This is a genomic window from Streptomyces sp. Je 1-4 4N24 (genome assembly GCF_026239515.1).
Classification (GTDB): Bacteria; Actinomycetota; Actinomycetes; order Streptomycetales; family Streptomycetaceae; genus Streptomyces; species Streptomyces nigrescens.
The window spans coordinates 398,875-410,428 of sequence record NZ_CP110836.1 but is presented as its reverse complement, the minus strand read 5'-3'; the positions used below and the strand labels follow the sequence as shown (position 1 = coordinate 410,428).

Here is an 11,554-nt window from a genome sequence, read left to right as displayed (position 1 = left end):
CCGGCCGGCCGAGCCGGACCGGCCGGCCGAGGCGAGCGGCCACCCACTGCTGCGTCGCCCCGATCGCGCACCGCGGCAGAAAGGCCCGGCCGGGCAGCTGCGCCTGCCGGCGACCAGGGCACCGTCCGGCGCTCATGAGGCCGCTGCCGCACGGGTGCGCGCACGGGCACGGGGTGTGGAGAAGCGGCGCACACAGGGCCGCTCCACCCCTGCGTACAGCAGCCACGAAACCAGCAGTACGAAGGGGATCCCGAGCAGCACCACGCTGAGATTGCTCCAGCCGTGGTCCGTCAGCCCCATGTACAGCAGTCCCAGCACCAGGAAGTGGACGAGATACATGGCGTAGGACATCTCACCGAGGAGCACGAAGGGCCGGGTACGCAGCAGCGAGGTCCGGTCGCGCAGATCGAGCTCCGCGGTCGCATAGACCAGCACGACGAGGGGGGCCACGGTCGAGGCCGCGTACAGGAAGCGCTGCGGCAGGAACGCCGGGTTCATGATGATCGCGCTGATGACACCCAGCGCGGACGGGAGAACGCCGATCCGCGGAATGTGGAGTCCCGACGAGGCGATACGCGCCGCCAGCATGCCGAGGACGAACTCGGGCAGCCGCGTGACCGGCAGCATGTACAGGAACCAGTACTCGGGAAAGTTCGAGCCGTCAGGGTTGACGACGAGTGCACAGAACACCGGCCACAACCAGACGACCGCGATCGCCGTGGCCGCGCCGATGAGCAGCCCACGAGGCGACAGCCGCTTGATCCAGGGCAGCATGAAGGGGAAGAGAAAGTAGAAGAACACTTCGGCGGCGAGGGACCAGGAAACAGGGTTGCCCGCGGAGACGAAGAGGTGGCTGGGTACCCAGGTGTGCACCAGGAAGAGGCTGGAGAGACTGGCCGCTATTCCGGAACCCTCCGAGAGCGTCGTCGCACCGGCACAGGCGAGCGCGCCGACGACGAGGCACCAGGTGAGCGCGTGATTGGGAAAGATTTTGGCGGCCCGCCGCCGCCAGAAAGCGCGTGCGGTGTCGTCCGGTCGGGCGGAGTGCGTGAGCACATAGCCGCTCAGAATGAAGAAAAGCGATACCGCACTCCCGCCCACCCATACTTCGGGCCCGAGGGTCTTGGCGAGATTCGGGTTGATCATCAGCATGCTGTGCGTATAAAGCACGCCGACCGCGGCGGCGAAGCGCAGACCGGTCAGCGAGGACAACCGCTTGGGAGCCGGGGATGTGCTCTCCGTGCCCGGCGGCTTCGCGCCCCCGTGACCCGCAACGGGGCTTCCCGTCATGGCGGTTGACTCGGACGACGGACCGGAAGGTTGGTGCACGAGAGGCCTCCTGCGGGGGATCACCCAGGCCCGTGCCACCACTCATGTCCGTATGGCTGCGCCGGTGGGTCGCCCGGGATCGGATGGAAGGACTGGTCCTTGCCCCGTGCGGAGGAATGGGCGGCCCGTCGCGCGGATAGCACGATTGACCCACCGCGGTACGCCCCGTGCATAGGGTGGGTGACCCGATTTCACTCGTACGGTCCAGCGTTTGGTGATCGCCTCGGGCGTGATGTGACCCGGCGCGAAGAGCCGCCTGCTGTGGGCGCCCCGGACCGGAAGAAGACTCCCCGGTGACCACACATGCCGGAATTCCGCACCGCAGTGCACGCAGCGCCGGGCCACCGGCCGTACAGGTGATTCCTGCGGACCTGTGCCCGAGCGGGTGTGGTGCGCGGCGCGGCCAGGAAGAGATACGTCCGCGCCGCGATGTCACGCCCTCGGGCGGCAGGCGGTGCGCCGCCCCTTGAGGGGGCGGGGCAGGCGACGAAGCAATCGTCCGCCCCGACACCCCTTACCCGGTCCCATCCCCACCAGAGGTCCCGAGTTGAAGCACACCCGCGTACCGACGCCCCGCACCGTCCTCACCGGTGCCGCTCTGGTGGTGGCCCTGACCGCCGCCACACTCACCCTGCAGACCGCCGATGCCGCCCCCGCCAAGAACCCCGACCCCCCGTCGGCCAGCGCCGCCGGCCAGCGCGCCAAGGGCATCAGCTCCACCCTCGGTGCCGACGGGGCAGGCGCCTACTACGACGCCGAGCATCACAAGCTCATCGTCAACGTCACCACCGAGGCCGCCGCGGCCAAGGCGCGGGCGGCCGGTGCCGAACCCAGGATCGTCAAGCACTCGCTCGCCTCGCTGGACGCCGCCCGCGCGACCCTCAAGAAACAGGCCACGATCCCCGGCACCTCCTGGGGGATGGACCCGAGGACCAACAAGGTGGTCATCAACGCCGACCGCACGGTCCAGGGCGACAAGCTGGAGCAGCTCAAGAGGGTCGCCGCGTCGCTCGGTGACCGGGCCGCCGTCAGACAGTCGGCGGGCGCGCTGCGGCCGCTGATCGCCGGCGGCGACGCCATCTGGGGGACCGGAGCACGCTGCTCGCTCGGCTTCAACGTCACCAAGGGCGGCCAGCCGTACTTCCTGACCGCGGGGCACTGCACCAACGCCGTGCGGAGCTGGTCCGCGACGCAGGGGGGCACCGAGATCGCAGTGACCGAGGCCGGGACCTTCCCCGGCGACGACTTCGGGATCGTGAAGTACACCGCCGCCGACATCCTGCACCCCAGCGAGGTGAATCTCTACAACGGCAGCATGCAGCCCATCGCCAAGGCCGGCGATCCGATCGTGGGCCAGAAGGTGCAGCGCAGCGGCGGCTCCACGCATGTGCATGAAGGTGACGTCATCGCGCTCGAAGTGACGGCCAACTACCAGCAGGGTACGGTCGACGGTCTGATCCAGGCCACCGTCTGCGCGGAGGCGGGGGACAGCGGCGGCTCGCTCTACGAGGGTGACACCGCGCTCGGCCTGACCTCAGGCGGCAGGGGCGACTGTTCCACGGGTGGCGTGACCTACTACCAGCCGGTGCGCGAGGCCCTTGAGAAGACCGGAGCACAGATCGGCTGATCCGGCCGGAGCACGGACACGACGAAAGCCCGGCACACCCACCCCACCCACCCTCCGCCTCCCGAGCCCCGGCATATGGCCCTTGACCAGGCCACATGTCGGGGCGTCAGCCAGCAGATGAAAGAGTGTCCCGTCGAGTGAGGACGGGCCCTTTGACGGGCTGGGGTGGACAGGGTGGGGACGGCATGAACGCGCAGGGGCGGGAGAACGACGGTCGGGAGCCGGGGGGCCACCTCCTGCCGGATGACATGGTGCCCCTGCGGCCACGCCTGGCGAACCGGAATACGGCGGGGGAGCAGAGCACTCCGTTCCCGTCGCAGGCCGGTGCGCCGATACCCGAGCCGAAGGGTGCGGGTGGTGGCGCAGCCGGTCTGCTGAAGTCCAGCGCCGTCATGGCGGCGGGCACCATCGTCTCCCGCATCACCGGATTTCTCCGCACGCTCGTCATGGCCGCGGCGCTCGGCGTCGGCACCCTCAACGACTCCTACCAGGTCGCCAATGTCCTGCCCGCGATGATCTATTTCCTGGTCGGCGGCGGTGCGCTGAACGCCGTCTTCGTCCCGCAACTGGTGCGCGCCATGAAGAAGGACGACGACGGTGGTGAGGCGTACGCCAACCGTCTGATCACCCTGGTCATGGTGGTGCTGGCGGGCGTCACGGTCGTCTGTGTGCTGGCGGCTCCGCTGCTGGTGCACATGATGTCGCCGGACATCGCCGCCGACCCACAGCGGATGGCCGTCACCGTGACCTTCGCCCGCTACTGCCTGCCCACCATGTTCTTCATGGGCGCCCACCTGGTGCTCGGACAGATCCTCAACGCCCGGGGCCGCTTCGGCGCGATGATGTGGACCCCGGTGCTCAACAACCTCGTGACCATTGCGGCCTTCGGCGGTTTCATCTGGGCCTTCGGCGGCTTCACCGATTCCGGCGTCGACCCCTCCACCATCACCCCCGAAGGGGTACGGCTCCTGGGCCTCGGCACCCTCCTGGGCCTGGTCGTGCAGGCGCTGGCCATGCTGCCGTATCTGCGCGACGCCCGGTTCACACTCCGCCCGCGCTTCGACTTCCGCGGCCACGGCCTCGGCAAGGCCATGGGCCTGGCCAAATGGACGCTCCTCTTCGTCCTCGCCAACCAACTCGGCCAGACCGTCGTGATTCAACTGGCCACCAAGGCGGGCTCCCTCGCCGATCGAGCCGGGTACAGCGGCTCCGGTTTCACCGCCTACAGCTACGCCCAGCTGCTGTGGCAGATGCCGCAGGCCATCATCACCGTGTCGGTCATGACCGCGGTGCTGCCCCGGATGTCCCGCGCGGTCCAGGACGACGACGTGACGGCGATCCGCGACGATATCTCCTACGGCCTGCGGACCTCCGCCGTCGCCATCGTGCCCTGCGCGTTCGCCTTCCTGGCGCTGGGTGTACCGATGGCCACCCTGCTCTACGCCGGCTCCGGCGCCGAGGGCGCCCGGGGCATCGGCTACGTCCTCATGGCCTTCGGCCCGGGACTCATCCCCTTCTCGGTGCAATACGTCGTGCTGCGCGGCTTCTACGCCGACGAGGACACCCGCACCCCCTTCTACAACACCGTCATCGTCGCCGTGGTGAACGCCGCCGCGTCCGGGGCGTGCTTCGTCCTCCTCCCGCCGCGATGGGCCGTCGCCGGAATGGCCGCCTCCTACGGTCTGGCCTACGCGGTCGGCGTCGGAACCGCCTGGCGTCGGCTGCGCAGGCGGCTGGGCGGCGATCTGGACGGGCCGCGCGTTCTGCGTACCTATGCCCGGCTGACCGGCGCGGCGATGCCCGCCGCGTTGGCCGGCGGCGGTGTGGCGTACGCGGTCACCCAGGCCCTCGGCAGCGACGCCCTGGGCTCACTCGTGACGCTGCTGGCTGGCGGGAGCGTCCTGCTCGGTGTCTTCGTGCTGCTCGCGCACTGGATGCGGGTGCCGGAACTCAGCGCCATGGTCGGAATGGTCCGGGGGCGCCTCGGCCGCTGAGCCCGGCGTGCGGCGAGGCGGCTGCCGGGCTGTCGCCGTCAGTCGGCGAAGCGCCGGACATAGCGCTTCTGCCAGGGGGTTTCGACGGCCCGGGGCTCGTAGTTCCGGCGTACAAAGTCCACTGCCTCGCCGGCCGGTACACCGTCCAGGACGGCGAGACAGGCCAGGGCGGTGCCGGTCCGGCCACGGCCACCGGCGCAGGCGAGCTCGACGCGTTCGGCCTCGGCACGCGCCCATGCCGTACGGAGCACGTCCTGGGCCTGTGAGTGGTTGCTGGGCAGCCGGAAGTCGGGCCAGCGCAGCCACTGGAATTCCCAGGGGACCTCGGGCGGCTGCTTGCCGAGGAGATAGACGGCGAAGGCCGGCGTCGGCCCGGCCGGCAGCGGTCGGCGAAACCCCCGGCCTCGGATCAGCCGACCGGAAGGAAGTCTCAGGACTCCGGCGTCGGCAGCGTTCCAGGTATCGGTCATCCGTTCACCGTAGCGGTGGAAGTGATCAAGCACGGGGTGTTCGGCGGTAGTTGACGGCGCTCACCATCGAGGTCCGTCCGGTCGCGAGGTGCGTCCGCGCTCGGCGTATCAGGATCGGAGCCCAGCAGCGGCGCCGCTGTTTTGAACCCCTGCCGATGCGCGCTCTGCCATTCGGGTGAGGGGCCGTCAAGGTCCTTGCAGGGTTACTCACCCCAATGGATAACTGGTCACATTCCGATCCGGTGGGCTGCCCATTCCTCTCGGGGGAGTGGTAACTGGCCTGCCCTTGTGTCCGATTGAGAGTGCAGGCAGCGGTGCGGCCTGGCATCGCGGCAGCGCTCCCACGTTGAGGAAGTGCATTCACCATCCGGTGCCTGTTCGTGCGTACCGGCTGGTGCAGTAGCTCACGTCACCTCTTCCTGGGGGCGTCATGCGAACTGTCCGCACGTTGCGATCCATCCTCGGGGTCTGCGCGCTGACCATGGGACTGACCGTGGCCATGGCCGCGGCTCCGACCACGGCGCACGCCCAGATCCCGGTGCTGTGCAGCGAGACCTCGCTGGTGAACGCGATCAACACGGCGAACGCCGTCGGCGGGGACACCTTGGCGCTGGTTCCGTTCTGCACCTACCAGCTCACCAGTGCTCACGGCAGCTCGCCCCACGGGCCGGTGGGGCTGCCGCCGATCACCACCCCGATCACCCTGCTGGGTCTGGGAGTCACCATCACCCGCGCACCGGGCGCGCCGGCCTTCCGGATTCTGCAGGTGGAGGGAGCCGCGAACGTGCCGGGTACCAAAGGCCAGTTGAGCGCGGTGGGTATCACCCTCCGCGGTGGCAGCGCGGTGTCTCCGTACCCGGGAGGCGGCCTCTCGAATCTGGGCGGCACGGTCTCGCTGCTCTCCAGTTCCGTCACCGGCAACACCGCCGTCGCCGGCGGCGGCATCTACAACGACAACGGCAGCATCACGCTGACCACCAGCGCCGTCACCAGCAACCAGGCAACCGCCAGCGGGGGCGGTATCTATGTCAACTCCGGTGGTGTGACGTTGCTGGCCACGACCGTGCGCGACAACTCCCCGGACAACTGTGCTCCGTCGGGCAGCGTCATGGGCTGCACCTGACGGTTCGGCCGAGCTCTCGGCCGAATGCTCCACCAGGCACCACCGCAACCATCGACGGCGAACGCGGCCATCCGGTTCCGGCTCAGCTCTCCCTCACACACACCTCACCGAAGGAGCATCATCATGCCCATCTCTCCCAGCCAGGGATCGACCGGCGGCGGTACCACGGTCACCATCACCGGTACCAACCTCGGCGGCGCCACCGCCGTGCGCTTCGGCACAAAGACAGCCACCATCACCGCCAACACCCCCACCTCGGTCACCGTGACATCCCCGTCCGGCACCGGCACCGTACCGGTGACGGTGACCACCCCCGGCGGGACCAGCAACCCGCTGCAGTTCTTCTACGTAGGCGCGCCGTTCAAGTCCACTCTGTCCCCGGTGACCGGCGTCACCGCGGGCGGCGACACCGTCACCATCACTGGCAGCGGTCTGAGCACCGCCACCGCGGTCAACTTCGGTGCCAACGTAGCGACCCCGACCGTGGTGAACGACGGCCAGCTGACCGTCACCGTACCGGCGGGCGCGGCGGCCGGTCCGGTGGGCGTCTCGGTCACCACCGCGGGCGGCACCAACAACGGCCTGTCGTACACCTATGTCGACGCGCCCACGATCGTCAGTCTGAACCCCACCTCGGGCCCGGCGACCGGCGGCACGGTCGTGACCCTCACCGGCACCAACCTCGCCACCACGCAATCGGTCGACTTCGACGGCACGCTCGCACCGTTCTCCGTCATCAGCGACACCAGCCTCTCCGTCGTCACCCCGCCCGGAGCTGCCGGTGCCGTCGATGTCACCGTGATCACCAGTGGTGGCACCGTCACGTCCACCGACGCCTTCACCTACCTCGCCGGCCCCGGTATCTGACCGGACCTTGAGCCGCCGATGGCCTGGTCGTGCGATCAGGTGGGCGGACAACCCGCCCGGACAGGGGGCGCACCTCCCTGCCCGGGCCCTACTTCCCCTCCCTTGACGAGCCTCGGCCCGGTGCTGCTCCACAGGCACGGCCGGGGCTCACGCCCACAAAGGACCATGGCCGTGAATCGCTCCGTACCCCCGCCCACCATTTCCGCCGTGCTGCCGCTGGCGGCAGCCACGCCCACCGTCACGTCCGTCTCCCCCACTTCGGGTTCCACCGCGGGTGGCACCCAGGTGACGGTGACCGGCGCCGGCTTCACCGGCGCCACCGGCGTCCGCTTCGGCGCCACGCACTCCCCCTCCTTCACCGTCAACTCCGACACCCAGATCACCGCCACCGCCCCCGTCGGGTCCGGAACGGTGCAGGTCACGGTGACCACCCCCGCCGGCACCAGCAACCAGTTCGTCACCTTCACCTACGTCACCGCGCCTGTGCCGGTGTTGAGTTCGGTGAGTCCGGGTTCGGGTCCGGCGTCTGGTGGGACGGTGGTGTCGTTGTCGGGTTTGGGGTTTTCGGGTGCGACGGCGGTGCGGTTTGGTGGTGTGTCGGCTGCGTTCAGTGTGGTGTCGGGTTCGCAGATTACGGCGACGGCGCCGGCGGGGTCGGGGACTGTTCAGGTGACGGTCACGACTCCTGGTGGTACCAGCAATGGTGTGTCGTTCACGTATGTCTCGGTGCCTGTGCCGGTGTTGAGTTCGGTGAGTCCGGGTTCGGGTCCGGCGTCTGGTGGGACGGTGGTGTCGTTGTCGGGTTCGGGGTTTTCGGGTGCGACGGCGGTGCGGTTTGGTGGTGTGTCGGCTGCGTTCAGTGTGGTGTCGGGTTCGCAGATTACGGCGACGGCGCCGGCGGGGTCGGGGACTGTTCAGGTCACCGTCACGACACCCGGTGGTACCAGCAACGGTGTGTCGTTCACCTACGTGTCCGCGCCTGTGCCGGTCCTGACCTCCGTGGCTCCCAACTCCGGCCCGGCCGCCGGAGGGACGACGGTCGCGCTCACCGGCGCGGGCCTGGCCACCACCACCGCGGTTCGGTTCGGCGCCACACCGGCAACCTCCTTCACCGTCGTCTCCGACACCCACGTCACCGCCGTCGCCCCGGCCGGAACCGGCACCGTGCAGATCACCGCCACGACCCCGGGCGGCACCAGCAACGGCCTCTCCTACACCTACTCCGGCGCCCCCGCCCTGAGCGGCATCCGCCCCAACCAGGGGAGCACGTCAGGCGGGAACACGGTCACCCTCACCGGCACCAATCTCACCGGAGCCACCTCGGTCCTCTTCGGCGCCACCCCTGCGACCTCCGTCACCGTGGTCTCCCCGACCCAGATCACCGCCGTGGTCCCTGCGGCCACCGCCGGGCCGGCCGACGTCACCGTCATCACCCCCGGCGGCACCAGCACCCTCCCGAAGGCCTACTTCTACGTCAGCCCCCCGGTGCTCCTCGGCGTCGCCCCGCTCTCGGGTCCGCTCACGGGCGGCAACACCGTCACGCTCACCGGCACGCACCTCATCGAGGCCACCGCGGTGCGCTTCGGAGCCACCGCCGCCACCTCGTTCACGGTGGTATCGGACACTCAGATCACTGCCGTGGTCCCGGCGGGAGCCGCCGGACCGGTGCAGGTCACCGTCACCACTGCCGGTGGCACGAGCAACCCGGTCTCCTACACCTACTTGGCAGCGCCCAATGTGACGACGCTGGTGCCGAATCAGGGGCCCACCTCCGGTGGCAGCACCGTCACCCTCACCGGCACCAACTTCGCCCAGACGACCACGGTGCTCTTCGGCGCCGTGCCCACCGGGTTCACCGTCGTCTCCGACACCCACCTCGTCGCCGACGTCCCAGCCGGAGTCGCCGGCCCGGTCGCTATCACCGTCACCTCCCCTGGCGGCACCAGCGCCCCGACGACCTACACCCGAGTTGCGTCCCCCGGTATCTGATACGGCCGCGGACCCAGGCACCCCGCAGCCCTTCTCCCGCAGGCTGCACGTCTTGGGATCCGGCGGTGCGTCCCCTCCTCGCTCGGAGGCTCCGAGGACGCACCGTAAAGGAGATGCTCGCCGGCACACGGTGACGTAATGTGCACTCCTGGATGGTGACGCTTACTGGGGGAGGGCTTAGTGGTTCCGGAACTGGTCAGGACCTGGGTGTCCGGCTGGGCCGTCTCACGACGCACGCCGAGGCCGGCCCAAAGGCCCTGGGGGCTCTATGTCGAAGTGGGCCGGCCGGACCAAGTGGGGCGTCATGTGCTGCCGGACGCCCATGAGTTGGCGGTTCGCGAGGCGGCTGCCTCGGTCACCGTGCCGCACACCTGGCTCAAGGTGCCCATGGATCCGGAGGAGGCCGGACGCTGGCTCCCTGCGGGCTGGGTGGTGGACAAGGCGGAGACTGGCCATCTGATGGCCACGGACCTCCGTTCCACGGCACCGAGGGCACCCGAGGGCTATACCGCCTCGGTGGAGACCCGCGACGGCGTCACCTACGTCCAAGTGCGCGACGCAGCAGGAGAATTGGCCGCGCAAGGGCAGATGGCCCTCCTCGGGAAGGCCACGGTCATCGACCGCGTCACGACCGAGCAGGCCCATCGCCGCCGCGGTCTGGGCGCCTTCGTCATGTGTACTCTCACCGATCACGCAGTGACTGAAGGCGCCGCCCTCGGCGTACTGGGCGCGACCGACGAAGGGCGTGCTCTGTACGAGACACTGAACTGGAAGGTGTACACGCCTCTGGCGGCATGCATTTACCGGCCTTAGAATCTCCCGCCGAGCTCACCGCCGTCCCCCGGCCTGATCGGATCGATGAGGGCCGGTGCGTACGTGCGCACGCACCCCTTGCAGGCCGAACAGGATGAGAAGCTCAACCACGCCGCCGTCGGCGCTGCCCAGCCAGTGGGGCAAGGATGTGTCGAACTCGGCTGCCTCACCGGGTGGCAGCGTCAGGTCGCGCTCGCCGATCACGAGCCGCAGGCGCCCGTTGAGCACGTAGAGCCATTCGAGGCCTTCGTGGGTCTGCGGGGTCGGTTCGAGTGGTTCCGGCCGGGCGGGGATGATCATCTTGAACGCGTGCACCCCGCCCGGTCGCCGGGACAGGGGCACGAAGGTCATCCCGAATCGCCTGATCGGCTTGAGGTGTATCCGGGGGTCGCCAGTGCGCGGGGCGCCGACGAGATCGTCCAACGGAACGTCATAGGTACGGGCCAGCGGCAGCAGCAATTCCAGGCTCGGCCGGCGCTGCCCGCTCTCCAGCCGGGACAGAGTGCTCTCCGATACACCGGTCGTCGCCGCGAGGTCGGCGAGGGTGATGCCGCGGGCACGACGCAGCGCACGAAGGCGCGGCCCCACCGCGTCAAGCACGCCGTCGTCCGTCTTGCGGTCCATCGGGCCATCTTGCCGTAACCGCAAGATTCCGTGCCAAGCCGTGGGGTGCCTGGCAAGACTGAGTGCATCCCGACACAAGGAGCCTTGATGAGCACCACCGATGCGGTCGCGTTCTGGGACGGCGTCTACGCGGCCCGACCGGCAGCCGGCGGCCCGCAGCCGAATGCCTGCCTCACCGAGACGGGGACGGGCCTGCCGCCCGGTGACGCATTGGACCTCGGATGCGGCGACGGCGGCGACGCGCTGTGGCTCGCCCGTCTGGGGTGGCAGGTCACCGCCGTCGACATCTCGGCCGTGGCGGTCGAGCGGCTCGCCGCCCTCGTCCGCTCACACGGCCTGGGCGACCGCGTCACCACCGTGCGGGCCGACGTGCACAAGTCTTTCCCGCCCGGCGGATTTGACCTGGTCTGCGCCCACTACCTCCACACCCCCTTTGACCTGGACCGGGTAACCGTTCTGCGCTCGGCCGCGCACGCACTGCGCCCGGGCGGGCGGCTGCTGGTCGTCGACCACGGCTCGGCCGCGCCGTGGTCATGGAACCAGGAGCCCGACATCCGCTACCCGAGCCCGCGGGAAGTCGCCGCGGGTATCGACCTGGCGCCGCAGACATGGACGGTCGAGCGGGCCGACGCACCTCGCCGGATCGCGATCGGACCGGACGGGCGCACCGCCGAGGTCACCGACCACGTCCTCCTCATCCGCCGCACCGCCTGACACG

The 11,554-nt window shown here is 69.6% G+C and carries 10 protein-coding genes; 7 read left to right on the top strand and 3 right to left on the bottom strand.

Annotated elements, in window-relative coordinates; translation table 11 throughout:
- Positions 1 to 132: 132 nt before the first annotated feature.
- Positions 133 to 1,212, bottom strand: coding sequence for an acyltransferase (locus SLV14N_RS01880; protein WP_263267710.1), 1,080 nt, complete (start codon positions 1,210 to 1,212; stop codon positions 133 to 135).
- Positions 1,213 to 1,876: 664 nt separating this feature from the next.
- Between SLV14N_RS01880 and SLV14N_RS01875 the strand changes: the two genes are divergently transcribed.
- Both SLV14N_RS01875 and murJ read left to right on the top strand, forming a co-directional pair.
- Positions 1,877 to 2,956 carry a S1 family peptidase gene (locus SLV14N_RS01875; protein WP_208679417.1) on the top strand — a complete coding sequence of 360 codons (1,080 nt, stop codon included), beginning with the start codon at positions 1,877 to 1,879 and terminating at the stop codon, positions 2,954 to 2,956.
- 185 nt (positions 2,957 to 3,141) lie between these two features.
- Positions 3,142 to 4,950 carry a murein biosynthesis integral membrane protein MurJ gene (gene murJ, locus SLV14N_RS01870; RefSeq protein WP_263267707.1) on the top strand — a complete coding sequence of 603 codons (1,809 nt, stop codon included), beginning with the start codon at positions 3,142 to 3,144 and terminating at the stop codon, positions 4,948 to 4,950.
- 38 nt (positions 4,951 to 4,988) lie between these two features.
- Here the strand turns inward: murJ and SLV14N_RS01865 are convergent, their stop codons facing one another.
- Entirely contained in the window at positions 4,989 to 5,420 is a 432-nt protein-coding gene (locus tag SLV14N_RS01865; RefSeq protein WP_263267705.1) for a protein-tyrosine phosphatase family protein, read from the bottom strand.
- A 448-nt stretch (positions 5,421 to 5,868) separates the two neighbouring features.
- Here SLV14N_RS01865 and SLV14N_RS01860 point away from each other — a divergent pair, with 448 nt between their 5' ends.
- From SLV14N_RS01860 to SLV14N_RS01845, 4 genes are all read left to right on the top strand, one after another.
- Positions 5,869 to 6,543, top strand: coding sequence for a hypothetical protein (locus SLV14N_RS01860; protein ID WP_263267703.1), 675 nt, complete (start codon positions 5,869 to 5,871; stop codon positions 6,541 to 6,543).
- Positions 6,544 to 6,666: 123 nt separating this feature from the next.
- Entirely contained in the window at positions 6,667 to 7,410 is a 744-nt protein-coding gene (locus SLV14N_RS01855) for an IPT/TIG domain-containing protein (protein ID WP_263267702.1), read from the top strand.
- Positions 7,411 to 7,581: 171 nt separating this feature from the next.
- A complete protein-coding gene (locus SLV14N_RS01850; protein ID WP_263267700.1) occupies positions 7,582 to 9,399 on the top strand; it encodes an IPT/TIG domain-containing protein in 1,818 nt (605 codons plus the stop codon).
- A 306-nt stretch (positions 9,400 to 9,705) separates the two neighbouring features.
- Positions 9,706 to 10,212, top strand: a complete 507-nt coding sequence (locus SLV14N_RS01845) for a GNAT family N-acetyltransferase (protein WP_263267699.1) — start codon at positions 9,706 to 9,708, stop codon at positions 10,210 to 10,212.
- A 15-nt stretch (positions 10,213 to 10,227) separates the two neighbouring features.
- Here SLV14N_RS01845 and SLV14N_RS01840 read toward each other — a convergent pair whose 3' ends face one another.
- Positions 10,228 to 10,836, bottom strand: coding sequence for a helix-turn-helix domain-containing protein (locus SLV14N_RS01840; protein WP_263267698.1), 609 nt, complete (start codon positions 10,834 to 10,836; stop codon positions 10,228 to 10,230).
- A gap of 87 nt (positions 10,837 to 10,923) precedes the next feature.
- Between SLV14N_RS01840 and SLV14N_RS01835 the strand changes: the two genes are divergently transcribed.
- Positions 10,924 to 11,550: a cyclopropane-fatty-acyl-phospholipid synthase family protein gene (locus SLV14N_RS01835; protein ID WP_263267697.1), complete on the top strand. Its 627-nt coding sequence runs from the start codon at positions 10,924 to 10,926 to the stop codon at positions 11,548 to 11,550.
- Positions 11,551 to 11,554 lie beyond the last annotated feature (4 nt).

Coding starts and splice junctions, on each gene's coding strand:
- murJ (WP_263267707.1), top strand. CDS start 3,142: ATGAACGCGCAGGGGCGGGAGAACGACGGTCGGGAGCCGGGGGGCCAC.
- SLV14N_RS01840 (WP_263267698.1), bottom strand. CDS start 10,836: ATGGACCGCAAGACGGACGACGGCGTGCTTGACGCGGTGGGGCCGCGC.
- SLV14N_RS01865 (WP_263267705.1), bottom strand. CDS start 5,420: ATGACCGATACCTGGAACGCTGCCGACGCCGGAGTCCTGAGACTTCCT.
- SLV14N_RS01855 (WP_263267702.1), top strand. CDS start 6,667: ATGCCCATCTCTCCCAGCCAGGGATCGACCGGCGGCGGTACCACGGTC.
- SLV14N_RS01835 (WP_263267697.1), top strand. CDS start 10,924: ATGAGCACCACCGATGCGGTCGCGTTCTGGGACGGCGTCTACGCGGCC.